19 protein-coding genes are annotated in these 19,670 nt (G+C 64.2%); 17 read left to right on the forward strand and 2 right to left on the reverse strand.

Annotated elements, in window-relative coordinates; translation table 11 throughout:
* Positions 1-103 precede the first annotated feature (103 nt).
* Genes mscL through IC66_RS0136295 form a run of 3 tightly spaced genes read left to right on the forward strand, consistent with a single transcriptional unit; the run spans position 104 to position 1,636 of the window.
* Positions 104-517: a large conductance mechanosensitive channel protein MscL gene (mscL, locus tag IC66_RS0136285; protein WP_028144386.1), complete on the forward strand. Its 414-nt coding sequence runs from the start codon at positions 104-106 to the stop codon at positions 515-517.
* Between the two features lie 59 nt (positions 518-576).
* On the forward strand, positions 577-1,050 hold the full coding sequence (smpB, locus tag IC66_RS0136290) for an SsrA-binding protein SmpB (RefSeq protein WP_018320004.1): 474 nt from the start codon (positions 577-579) through the stop codon (positions 1,048-1,050).
* A 4-nt stretch (positions 1,051-1,054) separates the two neighbouring features.
* On the forward strand, positions 1,055-1,636 hold the full coding sequence (locus IC66_RS0136295) for a peroxiredoxin (protein WP_028144385.1): 582 nt from the start codon (positions 1,055-1,057) through the stop codon (positions 1,634-1,636).
* A 9-nt stretch (positions 1,637-1,645) separates the two neighbouring features.
* On the opposite strand, the gene IC66_RS0136300 is transcribed toward IC66_RS0136295, so the two are convergent.
* Together IC66_RS0136300 and IC66_RS0136305 are read right to left on the reverse strand one after the other, a co-directional pair.
* Complete coding sequence (locus IC66_RS0136300; RefSeq protein WP_038950895.1) at positions 1,646-2,320, reverse strand: uracil-DNA glycosylase; 675 nt, start codon at positions 2,318-2,320, stop codon at positions 1,646-1,648.
* Positions 2,301-2,945: a LabA-like NYN domain-containing protein gene (locus tag IC66_RS0136305; RefSeq protein ID WP_028144383.1), complete on the reverse strand. Its 645-nt coding sequence runs from the start codon at positions 2,943-2,945 to the stop codon at positions 2,301-2,303. Before IC66_RS0136305 ends, IC66_RS0136300 begins: the two co-directional genes overlap by 20 nt.
* A 330-nt stretch (positions 2,946-3,275) precedes the next feature.
* Between IC66_RS0136305 and rpoZ the strand changes: the two genes are divergently transcribed.
* From rpoZ to IC66_RS0136380, 14 genes are all read left to right on the forward strand, one after another.
* Positions 3,276-3,668 carry a DNA-directed RNA polymerase subunit omega gene (rpoZ, locus tag IC66_RS0136310; RefSeq protein WP_008133017.1) on the forward strand — a complete coding sequence of 131 codons (393 nt, stop codon included), beginning with the start codon at positions 3,276-3,278 and terminating at the stop codon, positions 3,666-3,668.
* 204 nt (positions 3,669-3,872) lie between these two features.
* Complete coding sequence (locus IC66_RS0136315; protein WP_018320008.1) at positions 3,873-6,158, forward strand: RelA/SpoT family protein; 2,286 nt, start codon at positions 3,873-3,875, stop codon at positions 6,156-6,158.
* 46 nt (positions 6,159-6,204) lie between these two features.
* Positions 6,205-6,957 carry a pyridoxine 5'-phosphate synthase gene (locus IC66_RS0136320; protein ID WP_038950896.1) on the forward strand — a complete coding sequence of 251 codons (753 nt, stop codon included), beginning with the start codon at positions 6,205-6,207 and terminating at the stop codon, positions 6,955-6,957.
* Positions 6,954-7,373: a holo-ACP synthase gene (gene acpS / locus IC66_RS0136325; RefSeq protein ID WP_038950897.1), complete on the forward strand. Its 420-nt coding sequence runs from the start codon at positions 6,954-6,956 to the stop codon at positions 7,371-7,373. Before IC66_RS0136320 ends, acpS begins: the two co-directional genes overlap by 4 nt.
* A gap of 249 nt (positions 7,374-7,622) precedes the next feature.
* Positions 7,623-8,387: a signal peptidase I gene (lepB, locus tag IC66_RS0136330; protein ID WP_018320011.1), complete on the forward strand. Its 765-nt coding sequence runs from the start codon at positions 7,623-7,625 to the stop codon at positions 8,385-8,387.
* Entirely contained in the window at positions 8,384-9,205 is an 822-nt protein-coding gene (gene rnc / locus IC66_RS0136335; RefSeq protein ID WP_028144379.1) for a ribonuclease III, read from the forward strand. Before lepB ends, rnc begins: the two co-directional genes overlap by 4 nt.
* Positions 9,195-10,121: a GTPase Era gene (gene era / locus IC66_RS0136340; protein ID WP_028144378.1), complete on the forward strand. Its 927-nt coding sequence runs from the start codon at positions 9,195-9,197 to the stop codon at positions 10,119-10,121. Before rnc ends, era begins: the two co-directional genes overlap by 11 nt.
* 21 nt (positions 10,122-10,142) lie before the next feature.
* Positions 10,143-10,523, forward strand: a complete 381-nt coding sequence (locus IC66_RS0136345; protein WP_028144377.1) for a hypothetical protein — start codon at positions 10,143-10,145, stop codon at positions 10,521-10,523.
* A gap of 148 nt (positions 10,524-10,671) precedes the next feature.
* Positions 10,672-11,424 (forward strand): DNA repair protein RecO, encoded by a 753-nt coding sequence (gene recO, locus IC66_RS0136350; RefSeq protein ID WP_028144253.1) that lies wholly within the window; start codon positions 10,672-10,674, stop codon positions 11,422-11,424.
* 101 nt (positions 11,425-11,525) lie between these two features.
* The gene (locus tag IC66_RS0136355) at positions 11,526-11,813 is read left to right on the forward strand and encodes a hypothetical protein (protein ID WP_028144254.1); all 288 of its coding nucleotides are present in this window, start codon (positions 11,526-11,528) and stop codon (positions 11,811-11,813) included.
* A 60-nt stretch (positions 11,814-11,873) separates the two neighbouring features.
* Complete coding sequence (gene parC, locus IC66_RS0136360) at positions 11,874-14,132, forward strand: DNA topoisomerase IV subunit A (protein WP_028144255.1); 2,259 nt, start codon at positions 11,874-11,876, stop codon at positions 14,130-14,132.
* Between the two features lie 394 nt (positions 14,133-14,526).
* Positions 14,527-16,071: a GMC family oxidoreductase gene (locus IC66_RS0136365; protein ID WP_038950898.1), complete on the forward strand. Its 1,545-nt coding sequence runs from the start codon at positions 14,527-14,529 to the stop codon at positions 16,069-16,071.
* 1,103 nt (positions 16,072-17,174) lie between these two features.
* The gene (locus IC66_RS0136375) at positions 17,175-17,861 is read left to right on the forward strand and encodes a hypothetical protein (protein WP_143279313.1); all 687 of its coding nucleotides are present in this window, start codon (positions 17,175-17,177) and stop codon (positions 17,859-17,861) included.
* Between the two features lie 353 nt (positions 17,862-18,214).
* Positions 18,215-19,567, forward strand: a complete 1,353-nt coding sequence (locus tag IC66_RS0136380; RefSeq protein WP_028144258.1) for an adenylate/guanylate cyclase domain-containing protein — start codon at positions 18,215-18,217, stop codon at positions 19,565-19,567.
* Positions 19,568-19,670 lie beyond the last annotated feature (103 nt).

The following is a 19,670-nucleotide window of genomic DNA, read 5'->3' on the forward strand; positions in this document are numbered from 1 at the left end:
CGCGTTGCCGTGCGCAGTGCCATGGTTCATGCTGGGTTGATCAACTGATGGGTTGACCAATCGGGGGGGGCCGTTCATGAGCGTCGACGAGAAGGGCAGGCGGATGCTCACGGAGTTCCGCGAATTCGCCATGAAGGGCAACGTCGTCGATCTCGCGGTCGGCGTCATCATCGGTGCGGCCTTCGGCGCCATCGTCACCTCGCTGGTCGGCGACATCATCATGCCGATCATCGGTGCAGCGACGGGCGGCCTCGACTTCTCGAACTACTTCGCCCCCTTGTCGAAGGCGGTGACCGCCACCAACTTAGCGGATGCGAAAAAGCAAGGCGCCGTACTTGCTTACGGTAGCTTCCTGACGCTGACGATCAACTTCATCATCGTCGCCTTCGTGCTGTTCCTGGTGATCCGCGCCATCAACACGCTGAAGCGGAAGGAAGAGACCAAGCCCGCGGAGCCGCCGAAGCCGTCGGCGGAGGTCGTGCTGCTGACCGAGATCCGCGATCTCCTCAAGAAGTGACGCGCGCGCTTCATCCAAACTGTTAGCATCGCTGCGCATCGCGCTCAGGTTTCGTCGCCATGGCTGAAAAGAACGAACGTCCGATCAAGGTCATGGCGGAAAATCGCAAGGCCCGCTTCAACTATGCGATCGAGGATACGATCGAGGCGGGGATTGCGCTGACCGGCACCGAGGTCAAGTCGATCCGCAACGGCAAGAGCACGATCGCGGAGTCCTATGCCGATTCCAAGGACGGCGAGATCTGGCTGATCAACGCCACCATTCCCGAATATCTGCAAGGAAACCGCTTCAATCACGAGCCCAAGCGGCCGCGAAAGCTGCTGCTGCATCGCCGGCAGATCAACAAGCTGATGGGCGCCGTCGACCGTGAGGGCATGACGCTGATCCCGCTCAAGCTCTATTTCAACGAGCGTGGTCGCGCCAAACTGCAGCTTGCGGTTGCAAAGGGCAAGAAGCTCCACGACAAGCGCGAGACCGAGAAGAAGCGCGACTGGAGCCGGGAGAAGGGCCGCCTGATGCGGGCGAGGGGATAGCGAGATGAACCAACGGAACCTGCTCGAGGTCGATTGGAGCCAGATTCCCGCACCCGAAGACGACGGCGCCGCCGCGCATCTGACCGGCATGACGTTGCCGCCGATCGGCCTGCTCGCGACCAACGACACCTCGGTGACGCTGTCGGCGCTGCGTGGCCGGACTGTGGTGTTCGCTTATCCCCGCACCGGCGAACCCGGCAAGATTTCGTTGGTCGACGATTGGGACATGATCCCGGGCGCGCGCGGGTGCACGCCGCAGACTTGCGCATTTCGCGATCTGTTCGCCGAGCTGAAGGGCGCCGGCGCCTCCCACGTGTTCGGCCTCTCGACCCAGAGCAACGCGTACCAGACCGAGATGGCGTCACGGCTGCATCTGCCGTTCCCCGTGCTGTCGGACGAGAAGCTGGCGCTGACGCGCGCGCTCAATCTGCCGACGATGGAGGTCGCGGGCCTGACGCTGATCAAGCGTCTTGCGCTGATCGTCGACGACGCCAGGATCACGCATGTGTTCTACCCGGTGTTTCCGCCCGACCGGAACGCAGGCGACGTCCTGGACTGGCTCAAGGCCAATCCGGCCAAAGCCTGAACCCGGGCGCTAATCGAGATCGGCCTTCACCTTCGCGAACACCGACCGGAACATGTCCGGCGTCAGCACGCCGGTATTCGTGTTGTAGCGCGAGCAGTGATAGCTGTCGTAGAGCCTGAACGCGCCGGCCTGATGCACGGCGCCGTGGCCGAAGGGGGCCTGCGAGGCCTTCAGGTTCAGCGGCTTGAGCACGCTGTCGTGCGCAATCCGCCCGAGCGCGATGATCGCGCGCAGCTTCGGCATCGTCTCGAGATTCGCGACGAGGAACTGGCGGCAGGTGTTGATCTCGACCGGCAGCGGTTTGTTCTGCGGCGGAACGCAATGCACTGCATTGGCGATCCGGCAGTCGACCAGCTTCAGGCCGTCGTCGGGACGCGCCTGATAGGTGCCCTTGGCAAATCCATATTCGAGCAGCGTGGCGTAGAGCAGGTCACCGGCGTAGTCGCCGGTGAACGGCCGTCCCGTGCGGTTGGCGCCCTGCATCCCCGGCGCGAGGCCGACGATCAACAGGCGTGCCTTGACGTCGCCAAAGGGCGCGACCGGCGCGTTGTGCCACAACGGCTCGCGCGCCCGGTTCGCCTCGCGAAAGGCGACCAGGCGCGGACAGAGCGGACAATTGCGGTCGGGAACGACGGTTGGAGCCTGGCGACTTGACCGGGCCGCCTCACTCCTCGAAGTCGTCATCGCCCCTCGGCGCCACGGTGGTTGCGCGCTGGAGGAATTGCGGGGCGTGGTGGCGGGCCTCGCGATCGCCGCGGTCGCGCGGGGCGGGGCGTTCGGAGGGATCGCGGCCGAGCTTGGATTGCAGCTCGACGAGGTCGGTGAAGACGTCGGCCTGGCGGCGCAGCTCGTCGGCGATCATCGGCGGCTGGCTGGCGATGGTGGAGATCACCGTGACCCGCACGCCGCGGCGCTGCACGGCCTCGACCAGGGAGCGGAAGTCGCCGTCACCGGAGAACAGCACCATCTGGTCGATGTGCTCGGCAAGCTCCATGGCGTCCACAGCGAGCTCGATGTCCATATTGCCCTTGACCTTGCGGCGGCCGGAGGCGTCGATGAACTCCTTGGTCGCCTTGGTGACGACGGTGTAGCCGTTGTAATCCAGCCAGTCGATCAGCGGGCGGATCGAGGAGTATTCCTGATCCTCGATGATGGCGGTGTAGTAGAACGCCCGAAGCAGCGTGCCGCGGCTCTGAAACTCCTTCAGCAGGCGCTTGTAGTCGATGTCGAAGCCCAGAGTTTTCGCCGTCGCGTAGAGATTGGCTCCGTCGATGAAGAGCGCGATCTTGTCGGTAGAGGAAGGTGACATTCAGTTTGCTCGCGTAGTGTTCGTGATTGATCGTTTATTGTTGGCGCGGCGGCAGGAGGCCGCGCAATTGTAGAGTGCCGCTAAAACCCATCGAAACCGCAAATCCGGAGAAGTCGGGGCAAACAAGGTATAGTTATGGCGGACTTTCCATACACCCGGCGCCGCCATCGATGGCAGCCCGGGTAACCACCCATCCCAGCCCCAATGTGGGGGTAGCAGAGCCGTTTGGCGAGGCCAAATCACAAATTGGCCTTGCGAAACCGCCCCAGCCCCTATAACTAGCCCCAATCATCCACATATTTCGTCCCACCCACAACGGAGCGACAGTCCATGGCTCGCGTCACCGTAGAAGATTGTATCGACAAGGTCGACAACCGGTTTGACCTGGTCCTGCTGGCCGCCCACCGTGCCCGCATGATTTCGTCCGGTTCACAACTAACGGTTGACCGCGATAACGACAAGAACCCTGTTGTGTCTTTGCGCGAAATTGCTGACACGACCATTTCGCCCGAGGACCTGCGCGAGGAGCTGGTGCACTCGCTCCAGAAGTTCGTCGAGGTCGACGAGCCCGAGCCGGATACGGTGCCGTTGATCGGTTCCGCGGGCGCGAGCGTCGATGCGGACGATACCGAAGTCGCCGTCGAGCGCATGACCGAAGAGGAGCTCCTGAAGGGACTCGAAGGCCTTGCGCCGCCCGAGGAGCAGCCCGAGGAAGACGAGTAAATCGTCCGTCGCGATCGTCGATGTCTTGTGATTTTATCAAAGGCCCGAACCGGTGTTCGGGCCTTTGCTTTTGTTGACGTTTTCGTGGTTACCATGCGTTGTACTTGGCGATGCGTCCTGTCACTGAATTGATCGGACACAAGCGCGATCGGAGCTAAGATGTATACAGCGGGCCGGCTCGGGCTCGTTTGAAGGCAGGACGGGATGGTATATCGGCGCCGCAGATCCACGCAGATGCAGGCCGCAACCGAATCGGTTGCCGTGGCCCCGACTGCGCCGGTCGCGCGCCCGGCCAAGCCGCGTGCGCGCATGATGCGTCAATATGACCTCGTCGAGCGCGTCAGGTCCTACAATCCCAACACCAACGAAGACTTGCTGAACCGCGCCTATGTCTACGCCATGAAGGCGCACGGCTCGCAGACCCGCGCCTCGGGCGATCCGTATTTCTCGCACCCGCTCGAAGTGGCAGCGATTCTCACCGACCTCAAGCTCGACGACGCCACCATCGTGGCCGCGCTGCTCCACGACACCATCGAGGACACCGAAGCGACGCGGGCCGAGATCGACCAGATATTCGGGCCGGAGATCGGCGCGCTGGTCGAGGGCCTGACCAAGCTGAAGCGGCTCGAGCTGGTGTCGCGCGAGGCCAAGCAGGCCGAGAATCTGCGCAAATTGTTGCTGGCCATTGCTGACGATGTCCGCGTGCTCCTGGTCAAGCTCGCCGACCGCCTGCACAACATGCGCACGCTGGATTTCGTGCCGACGGAGTCGCGCCGGCGCATTGCCGAAGAGACGCTCGACATCTATGCGCCGCTGGCGGGCCGCATGGGCATGCAGGAAATGCGCGAGGAGCTGGAGGATCTGTCCTTCCGCACCCTCGATCCCGAGGCCTATTCGGTGGTGATGCAGCGGCTCGACGCGCTCGCCGAGCGCAACCGCAACCTGATCGGCGAGATCGAGGACCAGCTCTCCAACAATCTGCGCCACCGGGGCTTAGGGGCGCGGGTCTATGGCCGCCGCAAGAAGCCGTTCTCGATCTGGACCAAGATGGAGCGCAAGTCGGTCGGCTTCGAGCAATTGTCCGACATCTTCGGCTTCCGCCTCGTCGTCAACGACATCGAGGCCTGCTATCGCGCGCTCGGCATCGTCCACACCACCTGGCCGGTCGTGCCGGGACGCTTCAAGGACTACATCTCGACGCCGAAGCAGAACGACTACCGCTCGATCCACACCACGGTGATCGGCCCCGGCAACCAGCGCGTCGAGCTGCAGATCCGCACGGAGGCGATGGACCAGATCGCCGAGCGGGGCATCGCCGCGCATGTCTTCTACAAGGAGGGCGTCGGCTCGCCGACCGAATTCCTCAAGCGCGAGTCCAATGCGTTCGCCTGGCTGCGCCACACCATCGGCATCCTCTCGGAGAGTGCCAACCCGGAGGAATTCCTCGAGCACACCAAGCTCGAACTGTTCCACGACCAGGTGTTCTGCTTCACCCCGAAGGGCAAGCTGATCGCGCTGCCGCGCCACGCCAACGTGATCGACTTCGCCTATGCCGTGCACACCGACGTCGGCAATAGCGCGGTCGGCTGCAAGATCAACGGCCAGTTCGCGCCGCTGTCCTCGGAGCTGCAGAACGGCGACGAGGTCGAGGTGCTGACCTCGGAAGCGCAATCGGCGCCGCCATCGGCCTGGGAGACGCTTGCGGTCACCGGCAAGGCGCGCGCCGCGATCCGCCGTGCCACGCGGACTGCGGTGCGCGATCAATATGCCGGTCTCGGCCGGCGCATCGTGGAACGCCTGTTCGAGCGCGCCAAGATCGAATACGCCGACGACAAGCTCAAGGGCGCGCTGCCGCGGCTCGCGCGCACCTCGATCGAGGACGTGATGGCGGCGGTGGGCCGCGGCGAGATCAAGGCCTCCCACGTCGCGCGCGCGATGTACCCCGACTACAAGGAGGAGCGCATCGCGCGCTACGGCGTCAAGAAAGGGCTTGCCGCCAAGCTCAAGGAGAAGTCGTCGGAGCCGCCGCGCAGCCCGGTCGCGATCCCGATCCGCGGCATCAATTCCGACCTCCCGATCAAGTTCGCACCGAATGGCGGCGCCGTGCCGGGCGATCGCATCGTCGGCATCGTCACGCCGGGCGAGGGCATCACGATCTACCCGATCCAGGCGCCGGCCCTGAAGGATTTCGAGGAGGAGCCGGAGCGCTGGCTCGACGTCCGCTGGGACATCGAGGACTCCGCGCCGCAGCGCTTCCCCGCCCGCATCAAGGTCGAGAACGTCAACGAGCCCGGTGCGCTTGCCCAGATCGCGACCGTGATCGCCGAGCACGACGGCAATATCGACAACATCAGCATGCAGCGCCGCTCGCCTGATTTCACGGAGACGACGATCGATCTCGAAGTCTACGATCTGAAGCACCTCAGCGCGATCCTGGCCCAGCTGCGCGCGAAGGCGGTCGTCGCCAAAGTCGAACGTGTTAATGGATAGACGTCTTCCGCAGCCGTCCGTCCCCCCGATTTCGTGAGTTTCTGAAATGCCCGCAATTCCGCTTCGCCTCGGCGTCAATATCGATCACGTCGCAACCGTGCGTAACGCGCGCGGCGGCCGCCATCCCGATCCGGTGCGCGCGGCGCTGATGGCCATCGAAGCCGGCGCCGACGGCATCACCGCCCATTTACGCGAGGATCGCCGCCACATCCGCGATGAGGACATGGCGCGGCTGAAGGCCGAGATCTCCAAGCCGCTCAATTTCGAGATGGCAGCGACCGACGACATGATGCGCATCTCGCTCGCCACCAAGCCGCACGCGGTGTGCCTGGTGCCGGAGCGCCGGCAGGAGGTGACCACCGAAGGCGGGCTGGACGTGGTCGGCCAGCACAACGCGCTCGCGCCCTACATCGCTCGGCTGAACGATGCCGGCATTCGGGTCTCCCTGTTCATCGCCGCCGATCCCGCCCAGATCGAGATGGCGGCGCGGCTGCGCGCGCCGGTGATCGAGATCCACACCGGCGCCTGGTGCGATGCCGTCGTCGACGGCCACACCGCCAAGGCCGAGGCCGAATGGCAGCGGATCGTGGCGGGGGTGAAGCTGGCGAAGGCCGCCGGGCTGGAGGTTCATGCCGGGCACGGGCTCGACTATGCGACGGCGGAGACGATTGCCGCGCTTCCAGAGATCATGGAGCTCAACATCGGCTACTACATGATCGGCGAGGCACTGTTCGTCGGTCTTGCCGAGACGGTGCGCTGCATGCGCGCGGCGATGGACCGCGGCCGGAGCCGGGCATGATCATCGGCATCGGCTCCGACCTGATCGACATCACCCGCGTCGGCAAGGTGATCGAGCGCCATGGCGAGCGCTTCCTCGATCGCATTTTCACCGCGGCCGAGCGGGCCAAGGCGGAGCGGCGGGCCAAGAACGAGAAGATGGTGGTGGCGACCTACGCCAAGCGCTTTGCCGCCAAGGAGGCCTGCTCCAAGGCGCTCGGCACCGGGATCCGGCGCGGCGTCTGGTGGCGCGACATGGGGGTGGTCAACCTGCCGGGCGGGCGGCCGACCATTCAGCTGACCGGCGGGGCGCTGGCCCGGCTCCAGGCCCTGACCCCGGAGGGGTTCGAGGCGCGGATCGACCTGTCGATCACCGACGACTGGCCGCTGGCGCAGGCCTTCGTGATCATTTCCGCCGTCCCGCTGCCGAAACCCTGAGGGGGCCCGGCGATTTTGAGATTTGTGTTGTAAATCAATATCTTATCCAGTTTTGATGCGATCCTTGATTGCGTGGCCTCCGACAACCGTCTAAAAGTCCGCGGACACAAAATCAGCTTGGTCGAATTCGGCTTTACGCCGGAATTGGCCCTCACTATCAGAATCAGGACAATCTCCTTGCGCCGCGAACCGGTGGGCCGTTCGCGGGAGGAGGGCGCTCTGTGATCGCCGGGCGGAATTGAGAGAGCAATGAGCGTGACTTCAGGAACGAAAACTGAGAGCGGCGTCGGTGAAACGATCCGGGTCGTGATCCACGCTCTCCTGATCGCGCTGGTGATCCGCACCTTCCTGTTCCAGCCGTTCAACATCCCGTCCGGCTCGATGAAGGCGACGCTGCTGGTCGGCGACTATCTGTTCGTCTCGAAATATTCCTACGGCTACAGCCACTATTCGATTCCGTTCTCGCCGCCGCTGTTCTCCGGGCGGATCTGGGGCTCGGATCCGAACCGCGGCGACATCGTCGTGTTTCGCCTGCCGAAGGACGATTCCACCGATTACATCAAGCGCGTGATCGGCCTTCCCGGAGACCGCATCCAGATGCGGGACGGGCTGCTCTACATCAACGACACGCCGGTCGAGCGGCAGCGCATGAGCGAATATGTCGGCGAGGAGCCCTGCGGCTCGGAAGGTGGCGGCATCTCCCGCGTGAAGCGCTGGAAGGAAACGCTGCCGAACGGGGTGTCCTATGAGACGCTCGATTGCGCCGATAACGGCTATGTGGACAACACCAATGTCTACACCGTGCCAGCCGGCCATTTCTTCATGATGGGCGACAACCGCGACAATTCCACCGATAGCCGCTTCCTCGGCCAGGTCGGCTATGTGCCGCAGGAGAATCTGATCGGCCGCGCCCAGATGATCTTCTTCTCCATCGCCGAAGGCGAGCATGCCTGGATGTTCTGGCGCTGGCCGTGGGCGGTGCGCTGGAATCGGTTCTTCAAAATCGTCCGATGAAAGACGAAGCCAAGGACATCGCGATCCAACCGACCGAGGCGCAAGCCGCTCCTGAGAGCGAAGCTGCAGCGAAGACGCCTGCAAAGAAGAAGCGGACACGGAGCAGCAAGGCTAAGGGCACCGATGCCAACGCGGCGCTCGAGGCGCGCATCGGCCATAGCTTCGCCGACCCGAATATGCTGATGCAGGCGATCACGCATGTCTCGGCGCTGAAGTCCGGGCGCAAGCGGGGCGACAGCTATCAGCGCCTGGAATTCCTCGGCGACCACGTGCTCGGGCTGGTCGTCTCCGACATGCTCTATCACGCGTTCCCGAACGCCGATGAGGGCGAGCTGTCCAAGCGTCTTGCCGAACTCGTGCGCAAGGAAAGCTGCGCCGACGTCGCCAAGTCGCTCGGTCTGCTCGACGACATCAAGCTCGGCTCGGTCGGCTCCAGCGCCGACGCGCGCCTGCGCAAGTCCATCCTCGGCGACATCTGCGAGGCCGTGATCGGCGCCGTCTTCCTCGACGGCGGGTACGCGGCGGCGTCCGAGTTCGTCAAGCGCAACTGGACCGAACGCATGCACAAGCCGCGCCGTCCCTTGCGCGATCCCAAGACCGTGCTGCAGGAATGGGCGCAGGGCAAGGGACTGCCGACGCCGGTTTACCGCGAGGTCGAGCGCACCGGCCCGCACCACGATCCGCAATTCCGCGTCGCGGTGGACCTGCCGGGGCTCGCGCCGGCCGAGGGCATCGGCGGCAGCAAGCGCGCGGCAGAGAAAGTAGCAGCTTCAGTGATGATCGAACGTGAAGGCGTTGGCGGCGGCAATGACGGCTGAAACAAGCGGCGAGGCGCCCACTGCCACGCGCTGCGGCTTCGTTGCGCTGATCGGCGCGCCGAATGTCGGCAAGTCCACGCTGGTCAACGCGCTGGTCGGGGCCAAGGTCACGATCGTCTCGCGCAAGGTGCAGACCACGCGCGCGCTGATCCGCGGCATCGTGATCGAGAACAACGCGCAGATCATTCTGGTCGACACGCCCGGCATCTTCCTGCCCAAGCGCCGGCTCGACCGCGCCATGGTTTCGACCGCCTGGAGCGGGGCGCATGACGCCGATCTCGTCTGCGTGCTGCTCGACGCCAAGACCGGGATCGACGAGGAGGCGGAGGCGATCCTCACCAAGGCGGCCAGCGTCAATCACGAGAAGATCCTCGTCATCAACAAGGTCGATCTGGTCCAGCGCGAGAAACTGCTGGCGCTGGCGCAGGCCGCCAACGAGCGCATGAAGTTCGCGCGGACCTTCATGATCGCGGCGATCTCGGGCGACGGCGTCGACGACCTCCGCAAGACGCTGTCCGAGATGGTGCCGGCGGGGCCGTTCCTTTACCCCGAGGACCAGATGTCGGACGCGCCGATGCGGCAGCTGGCGGCCGAGATCACGCGCGAGAAAATCTATCAGAAGCTGCACCAGGAATTGCCCTACCAGTCCACGGTCGAGACCGACAAGTGGGAGGAACGCAAGGACAAGTCGGTGCGGATCGAGCAGACGATCTTCGTCGAGCGCGAGAGCCAGCGCAAGATCGTGCTCGGCAAGGGCGGCGCCACCATCAAGTCGATCGGCGCAGACTCGCGCAAGGAGCTGATGCAGATCCTGGACGTGCCGGTCCACCTGTTCCTGTTCGTCAAAGTGCGCGAGAACTGGGGCGACGACCCCGATCGCTACCGCGAGATGGGCCTGGACTTTCCGAGAGAATAACCAAGAAAAGATCGGTATCCGATGAGCGTGCCCAGCAATGTCCGGCGCTTCGAAGCGCTGCTCTATGCATCGTTGATGCTGGACGCCTTGTCCGTTGCGGTCCAGGACCGCACGCCCAGTGCCGAGGTGACCGAGCAGATGATCATGACGGGGACCTTGCTCGCCGGCGGCATGATCCTGCTCCTGGTCTACTTCGTCTGGTTAGCTGCGCATTGGCGCAAGAACTGGCCGCGCTGGGTGCTGGCGGCGGCGCTCGTGCTGTCGGTGATCTCGCTCGGCCAGATCATCGGGGAGAAGGGAATGGAGCTCGACAGCGCCATCGAGATCGTCTCTTGCGCGCTGACGACGGCAGGCCTGTATTTCTCCTTCAGCGGCGACGCGCAAGGCTGGTTCAACGCGTGAGGTTTTCGCGCGGTGCCGTAGGGTGGGCAAAGGCGCGCCCTTGCGCGCCGTGCCCACCACAATCAATTTGCATCGGGTGGATCAAATTGGTGGGCACGCTTCGCTTTGCCCACCCTACGACAGCTCGAAATGCGGTAAGATTCCTCCCATGGAATGGACCGACGAAGGCATCGTGCTGGGCGTGCGGCGGCATGGCGAATCCAGCGCCATCGTCGAGCTCCTGACCCGCGGGCACGGTCGTCATCTCGGCCTCGTCCGCGGCGGCGCCGGCTCGCGGATGCGGCCCTTGCTGCAGCCGGGGAACAGCGTCAGCGCGGTGTGGCGGGCTCGGCTCGACGAGCATCTCGGCACCTACGCCATCGAAGGGCTGAAGCTGCGTGCGGCCACGTTGCTCGGATCATCCCACGGCGTCTACGGCGTCACCCATCTCGCCTCGATTGCGCGCCTCCTGCCGGAGCGCGATCCGCATGAGGAGATCTTTGCGCTGCTCGAACATTCGCTCGACGATTTCGAGGATATCGGTGGTGCGGCCGTGCACCTCATCCATTTCGAGCTGGCGATGCTCGCCGAGCTCGGCTTCGGGCTGGCCCTGGAAAACTGTGCGGTCACAGGCGAGACCACGGACCTGATCTATGTCTCGCCGAAATCCGGCGGCGCGGTGTCGCGCGGCGCGGGCGAGCCCTGGCGCGACCGCTTGTTGCGCCTGCCGCCGTTTCTGCGCCAGGGCGAGACCGCAAGCGACCTCACCGAGCAGGATCTCCAGGACGGCTTTCGGCTCACCGGCCTGTTCCTGCTCCGCCATGTGCTGGAGCCGCGTGGACTGGGCCATTCCGACGCGCGCGCGGGCTTCATCAACGCCTTGATCCGGCAGCAGGCGAAGGCGGCAATTCCCGCGCCATGAGCCGAGCGGGACTCTGCTTTGCCTCCGGGCATGGAGTTCCGGGGAACGAACTAGGGATGGTTGAGTTCGCTTCCTCAGGTTCCATAGCGGGGACAGCCTAAATGTTGATCAGAGGATTCGCCTTGTCCGCGGCGCTGCTTGCGTTTGCGCCTGATGCAATGGCCGGCGAGCCGCAGCCCGGCGTGTTTCGCCGGGCGTCCTGTACGGTCGTCCGGTATTATGTGGCGAAATATTCTGCTGCGGCCGCAGAGACATGGGCGCGGTCGAAGGGAGCGACGGAGGCTGAAATCGAGGCCGCCCGGCGGTGCCTGACCAATGTGCCGGCGCCGGCCCAAACGCCTGGTGGGACCCAGACCCAGACCGTGACAGCCGGCTGGGCCGGGCATTAGCCGCCCACAGGGAACCAATCCATCCTTGCCCGATTCGCTTCCACGGTTTAACCGGGCGGCATGGGAAAACGAATCGTTCCGCCGGAAGAACCGGCCGAAATTCACGAGGTGCCGCTGCGTGAAGCGCTCGAGGAGCGTTATCTCGCCTATGCGCTCTCCACCATCATGCACCGCGCGCTGCCCGACGCGCGCGACGGCCTGAAGCCGGTTCACCGTCGTATCCTCTACGGCATGCGCCTGCTCAGGCTCGACCCCGGCACGGCCTTCAAGAAATCCGCAAAAATCGTCGGCGACGTGATGGGCTCGTTCCATCCGCATGGCGACCAGGCGATCTACGACGCCATGGTCCGCCTCGCGCAGGACTTCTCCTCGCGCTATCCGCTGGTCGACGGCCAGGGCAATTTCGGCAATATCGACGGCGATAACCCAGCCGCCTACCGCTACACCGAAGCGCGCATGACCGACGTCGCGCGGCTTCTGCTCGACGGCATCGATGAGGACGGCGTCGAGTTCCGCGCCAATTACGACGGCCAGTCGAAGGAGCCGGTCGTGCTGCCCGGCGGCTTCCCGAACCTGCTCGCCAACGGCGCGCAGGGAATCGCGGTCGGCATGGCGACCTCGATCCCGCCGCACAACGCGGCCGAGCTTTGCGAAGCCGCGCTGCATCTGATCGAGAAGCCCGACGCCAAGTCCAAGGCGCTGATGCGGTGGGTCAAGGGGCCCGATTTCCCGACCGGCGGCATCTGCGTCGATTCCAAGCAGGCCATCGCCGAAGCCTACACCACCGGTCGCGGCTCGTTCCGCGTTCGCGCGCGGTGGGAGCAGGAGGAGGGCGCGCGAGGCGCCTGGGTCGTCGTCGTCACCGAGATTCCCTTCCTGGTGCAGAAGTCGCGGCTGATCGAGAAGGTCGCCGAGCTGCTCGACCAGAAGAAGCTTCCGCTGGTCGGCGACATCAGGGACGAATCGGCCGAAGACGTCCGCATCGTCATCGAGCCGAAATCGAAGAACGTCGATCCCGCGCTGATGATGGAATCGCTGTTCCGTCTCACCGAGCTCGAAAACAAGATTCCGCTGAACCTCAACGTGCTGATTAAGGGCCGCGTGCCCAAGGTGGTGGGTCTTGCGGAGTGCCTGCGCGAATGGCTCGACCATCTGCGCGATGTCCTGATCCGCCGCAGCAACTACCGCAAGGCCCAGATCGAGCACCGGCTGGAAGTCCTCGGCGGCCTCCTGATCGCCTATCTGAACATCGACAAGGTCATCAAGATCATCCGCACCGAGGATGAGCCGAAGCCGGCCTTGATGAAGGAGTTCAAGCTCACCGAAGTGCAGGCCGAAGCCATCCTCAACATGCGCCTGCGCTCCTTGCGCAAGCTCGAGGAGATGGAGATCCGCACCGAGGACAAGAACCTCCGTGCCGAACTCAAGGGCATCAACGCGGTGCTGGCCTCGGAAGCCGAGCAGTGGAAGAAGGTCGGCGAGCAGGTCGGCAAGGTCCGCGACATGTTCGGACCGAAGACGCCGCTCGGCAAGCGCCGCACCACTTTTGCCGACGCGCCCGAGCACGATCTGGCCGCGATGGAGGAGGCCCTCGTCGAACGCGAGCCGGTGACGGTCGTGGTCTCCGACAAGGGTTGGATCCGCACCATGAAGGGCCATGTCGAGGATCTCTCGGGGCTCGCCTTCAAGCAGGACGACAAGCTCGGCTTTGCGTTTTTCGCCGAGACGACCTCGAAGCTGCTGCTGTTCGCCACCAACGGCAAGTTCTACTCGCTCGATGTCGCGAAGCTGCCAGGCGGCCGCGGCCACGGCGAACCGATCCGCCTGTTCATCGACCTCGAGCAGGAGGCGGCGCCCGTCGCGCTGTTCGTCAACAAGGGCGGACGCAAATTCCTGGTCGCGAGCAGTGAGGGCCAGGGCTTTGTCGTCAACGAGGACGATTGCGTCGGCACCACCAAGAAGGGCAAGCAGGTCCTCAACGTCGACATGCCGAACGAGGCGCGCGTGGTTACCGAAGTGCTGGGCGACACCGTCGCGGTCATCGGCGAGAACCGCAAGATGCTGATCTTCCCGCTCGACCAGGTGCCGGAGATGGCGCGCGGCCGCGGCGTGCGGCTGCAGAAGTACAAGGACGGCGATCTCTCCGACGTTGCCGTGTTCGAGGCCAAGGCGGGCCTGACCTGGAAGGACTCCGCGGGCCGCGAGTTCTCCGCGACCATGAAGGAGCTGGCGGAGTGGCAGGGCACCCGCGCCGACGCCGGCCGCCTGCCGCCGAAGGGTTTCCCGAAGTCGAACAAGTTCGGCCGGGGGATCGGGTAGGGCGGGCTCGCGTCCCGGACGCGCTGCAACGCTCTTGGCGTTGCTGCGCAGAGCCGGGACCCATGCTGCACGGATTGCTCTGAGACATGGGCCCCGGCTCTGCAACGCACCGCACCGGACGATGCTTCGCATCGCCGGGGGCGCTGCGCTGCGTCCGGGGCACTCGTCAATGTGTGGTACACATCTGTCTCCCCTTCGCCATTGCGAGCGAAGCGACTTGTCCGCCGAAGCCTTTGGCGAAGGCGGGTGCAATCCAGAATCTCTCCGCGGCGGCAGTCTGGATTGCTTCGTCGCTTCGCTCCTCGCAATGACGCGCGGCGAAAGCGCCACTGTCCAAATGCCATCCTGCTGATATCATCAGCCATCCCGGTATTCTCCGTTGAGACCTAACGCGATGTACGATGTCATTGTTGTCGGCGGCGGCTCCGCTGGCGCGGCTGTTGCGGCACGGCTGTCCGAGGATCCTGCGCGGCGCGTGCTGCTGCTTGAGGCCGGCCGCGACTGGCGCGCCGATGAGGCGCCCTGGGAGGTGCGGACGCCGAATCCGATCCCGATCATCCACAAGCGCGAGTACCAGGAGAAATGGCAGTGGCCTGATCTGTTGTCGCGCCGCGTTGCCGGGCAGGAGGCGCGCTTCTACTGGCGCGGCAAGGGGCTCGGCGGCTCCTCGATGATGAACGGCCAGATCGCGATCCGCGGCGTTGCCGATGCGTTCGACGAATGGGCCGCCAATGGCTGCACCGGCTGGTCGGCCAGGGAGGTGATGCCGCTATTCTCCGTGATCGAGGACGATCTGGAGTTCGGCGATGCCGAGGGCCACGGCCGCGGCGGGCCGCTGCCGGTCTATCGCGCGCCGCCGGAGACTTGGGGACCGATCGATCGCGGCTTGCGCGATGCGGCGCTGGCGAGCGGCTATCCCTGGTGCGCCGATCTCAACGGCCCCGATGGCGAGGGCGTTGCCTGCTATCCCATCAACAGCCGCAACAGCCGCCGCATCAGCACCAATGAAGGTTATCTCGAGCCGGCGCGCGGGCGCGCCAATCTGGAGATCCGCGGCCATGCGCTGGTCGATCGCGTCCTGATCAGCGACGGAAGGGCAACCGGAGTCCGTGTTCATGTCGAAGGGCAGGGCACCCACGAGATCAGCGCGCGGCAGATCGTGCTGTGCGCCGGCGCCATCCACAGTCCGGCGATCCTGTTGCGCTCGGGCGTCGGCCCGGCCGAGGAATTGAAGGCGATGGGAATTGGCGTCGCGCGCGACCTGCCGGTCGGCCGCCACTACTTCGATCACCCGCTGTTTCGCACCACGATTCAGCTTCGCGAGGAACTGCGTCCCACCGACCCCGACACCCGTCACACCAATTGCTGCGTGACCTATTCCTCGGGTCTCGCCGAGGGCGGCAAGCGCGACATGATCCTGATCGCCTTCAATCATCGCGGCATCGGCAATCCCGGGGCGATCGGTGCGGGCCTGTTCAACGCCTATTCGCGCGGCACGCTGAAACTGGCCTCGACCGACCCCGCGATCGATCCCGTGGTCGAGGAGAACATGCTGGCCGATCCCCGCGACATGCTGCGCATGATGGATGCGGTGAGACGGCTCGCCGTGATCACGTCGCAGTCGGCGCTCTCAGGCATCGCGGACTGGATCCGGCTCGCCGACACCGATCTGACGCTGCCGCAGGCAGCTGCCCTGCCGGATCACGAACTCGATGCGGTGCTGCGCCGTGAGACCGGCGACATCCAGCACGCCGCCGGCAGCTGTCGCATGAGCGGCGCCGGGGATGCCGACGGCGTGGTCAATCCTGATGGCGCCGTGAAAGGCATCTCCGGCTTGCGTGTCGCCGACGCCTCGATCATGCCGTCCGACTGCCGCGCCAACACCCATTTCACCACGGTGGTGATCGGCGAAGCGATCGCGCGGATGATGATGCGGTAGCGGAATTGAGGGAGGCGCAGGGCGTCACAACACCGGTGTCATGCCTCGGCTTGACCGGGGCATCCAGTACGCCGCGGCGTCTTTTATCCGTCACGATTGCCTCTGAGATACTGGGTCGCCCGGTCAAGCCGGCGACGACACCGCGGGTGAGGTCAGGCCACCGTCACGTCAATGGTCATTTCCAACAGCAGGCGCACGTTCGCATTCTCGCGGCGCGTCTCGCCCGAGTCTTGCTTCTCGCACGCCCTCGAAAATGACAAGGGCGCAGGGAAGGCCGGGCGCCGGCTGGCACCCGAGATCCGTGCGCGACAGAAATGCACACGGGGTGGACCACAGGTGATGCCGGTCGCCCGGCCTTCCCTGCGCGAATGGTTTTAACGGTGTCCTTCGTGCTCTCCTCGGGGAGCGTTGCACTATTGCCCCCGTCGCCTTGCGGATGATCGATGCGCGCGCCGGTCGGCCGCCACATCACCGCAAGACTTGACGCACAGACCCCGGGCGTCGGGACCACACGACTTCTCCGTCCGCGCACGTCCTCGCTGGGAATCCGAGGGGTGGCGTGTGCTCGCCCCCGAAGCCATGCGAAGACGCTGTCAGCGTCGTGTCGTTCGCGCGGAAAGCCATTGCTCACGGCTGAAGCCGCCCTGCAATGCCCATCGCGCCCGACGCCGTCGCGTCCATCGCTGCCCAGCCCGCGGTTCGTGACGATCGCGATCCGCCCCTCGTCTCGGGCCAGGGTGATCAGTCTGTACGACAAATCCGAATTTCGGTAAAGTGGAATATTTTGCGGGGACGGGGCTTGACGGGCGACGTAGCGGAATTGGTCGGCTGTTTTGCCCGACGGGCGCGCTGCGACGAGCGTTTTTTTTGAGGACGGGTGTTCGCGAATGGCAGCTTCCAAGGGCAAAGCGGAAGTCGTTCCGCTTGGTCGCCATCGACGGCTTGCGACCCGGCCGGAAGCTGACCGAGTTCGTGTATGAACCATTTGAATTGTGACCCCGACCAAGGGTCGAAGAGGGTTCGGGGAAATAGCGATAGGCGATCTTTGGCCGCTCCCGACGCCCCAGAAGCGATCGGGCGAGTGAAGAAGGCTTTGAGCCAAAATGATGAGCAATCGAGCTATGCAGAAGCGCTCAACCTTCAATGTAAGGCAATTCGGAGTTGATGGTCGAAAGACGTTCTTCTTGCTGCTTCTCCTTTTCGCGATCCCCGCGGGCGACTGCTCCGCGCAGACACCTCCGCCCCCAGTCAGCGAACATGCGTTCGAGCGCGTGCCGCCGACAGTCGTGAAGAGATTGGCGACCCGCTTTTCGCTAGGCGCATTCGCCGGCCGCTTCGAGGAGACGCGGCTCGGCGCGGTTCGTGAAGCCGTGGGCGAAGGGACCGTCCAACACCAGGGCGACGCTGGAGGTAGCATCTATTGGCTGTGCTATAGGCGCGCGCAGCATCGATTATGGGTCGTGTCCAGCGGAGAGATGGGCGGCCCGGACCATCTTGTCACAGAGGTCGTGGAAGAGCTCACCGAGAAAGACACCGAGACCTCGGCAGATTGCGCCATCATCCCGGAAAAGTTCGCGCCCCTCGTCTTCGACGGCAAGCTGCATTTGGGTATGTCGCGTTTGGAGGTAGTCAAGGCGCTGGGACCGCCGTCGAAGTCGGAAGCTGCTCAGATGGTGTATTACCACGAAGGAAAGCTCGCGGACGGTTTCGATGAGACCGCATGGTTTATTCTCCGATTTCGTGAGGAAAAGCTCGTGTCCATGCGCGGCGGCAAGACCACGACGAATTGAAGTGGCAGCTATCCGCTCAATCTGGCGCTAAAGAGACGTTGTCTCTCGATCATAAAGCAGACGCCACTTCGGCGCCGCCAAGGTCCGCTTTTGCCCCTTGCCGAAGGTCTCGCTGGTCATTGGAATGTCGCCCCACAGAGGTAGAGCGGACATCGTTTGGTTCGGCTGGAGGCGCGGCTTTTGACCCGAAGCAGACGTCGCGGCCGATTGGGTGTCACCATCGATTCCCTCAATCGCTTCCTACCGGCCGTGCGGCGGTCGAGCACATCAATTTTCGACTGAATTTCGCTGGCCTGACGCGGAATGAGGTGCGACACTCGCGTCGCGCGGTTTTTGTCACGCAGTAGGCCAGCATGGCTGACATCCCGGCCACTCGCTATGTTAAAAGTGACGACGTCCATATTGCCTATCAGGTGATTGGTGACGGTCCGCGCGACCTGCTGTTCGTCCCGGGTTTTGTCTCCAATCTTGAGGCGCTCTGGCAATCGCCGGCGCGCACCGCCTTTTTCTGCAGGCTTGCAAGGTTTGCGCGGATCATCATGTTCGATAAGCGCGGCACCGGAATGTCCGATCGCGGCTCCCAGATATTCACGCTTGAACAGCGGATGCACGACGTGCAGGCAGTGTTGGACCAGGTCGGCTCCCGACGGGCCACCTTGTTCGGAATATCAGAGGGCGGTCCGATGTCGTTGCTCTATGCGGCGACCTATCCCGAGCGCACGTCGGCTCTGGTGCTTTACGGCACCTATGCACGACGCTCGTGGGCGCCTGACTATACATTCGCATGGACAGATGCGCAGTGGAGCACTTTCCTGGATGACATAGAGCACCACTGGGGCACGACTGATGCAATGAGTTTGCTGATGTGGGCGCCCAGCGTTGCCGGGAACAAGCACGCAGTCGAGCAAATTGCTGCCTACTTCAGGGCCTCGGCAAGCCCAGGCGCGGCATCTGCAATCATGCGTATGAACCGGGACATCGATGTCAGAGATATCCTGCCTGTCACGCGCGTACCGACGTTGATTTTGCATCGCACCGACGACCGCGTCATCGACGTAAAGCATGCCCGCTACATGGGCCAGCGGATTCCGCGCGCCAAACTGATTGAGCTCAACGGCGAGGACCATATGGTCTGGGTTGGCAATCAGGATGCAATTCTTGACGAGGTCGAAGAGTTCGTCACCGGGCATCGGCAAACAGCGGAGCCCGACAGGGTGCTTGCGACTGTGCTGTTCGTCGACATTGCGGGATCGACGGAACGCGCCGCCGCACTCGGCGACGGCGCCTGGCACGTGCTGCTCGATGCGTTCTATGCCAAAGCGCGGGGCGCGCTCGGCCAGTATCGAGGGCGCGAAATCAACACCGCCGGCGACGGGTTTCTTGCCACGTTCGACGGCCCGGCCCGCGCCGTGCGTTGCGCCAGCGCAATCCGTGATGCGGTGCGCCCGCTCGATCTGAAGATCCGTTGCGGTTTGCATACCGGCGAATGCGAATTCGTCGCTCACGACATTGTCGGCATTGCTGTACATATTGGCGCGCGTGTAGCGGCGCTAGCTGCCCCGGGTGAAGTTCTGGTCTCGCAAACGGTCCGCGATCTCGTGGCAGGATCCGGATTGGCCTTCGAAGAGAAAGGTACTCACCTGCTCAAGGGAGTCCCCGACCGTTGGCGTCTGTTCCGCGCCGTAACGGGCGAGCGCTTCGGTTGACGGCCTCTTTCATATTAGGCCAAGTCTGCGATGTCGCTTGTTGGCCCATCAGCGAAGTGACGCGCTCTCGGATTGACGTCCGCTCCGTGCGGCATGGCGGACT

It is taken from the genome of Bradyrhizobium genomosp. III (genome assembly GCF_000261705.1).
Taxonomy (GTDB): domain Bacteria; phylum Pseudomonadota; class Alphaproteobacteria; order Rhizobiales; family Xanthobacteraceae; genus Bradyrhizobium; species Bradyrhizobium ottawaense.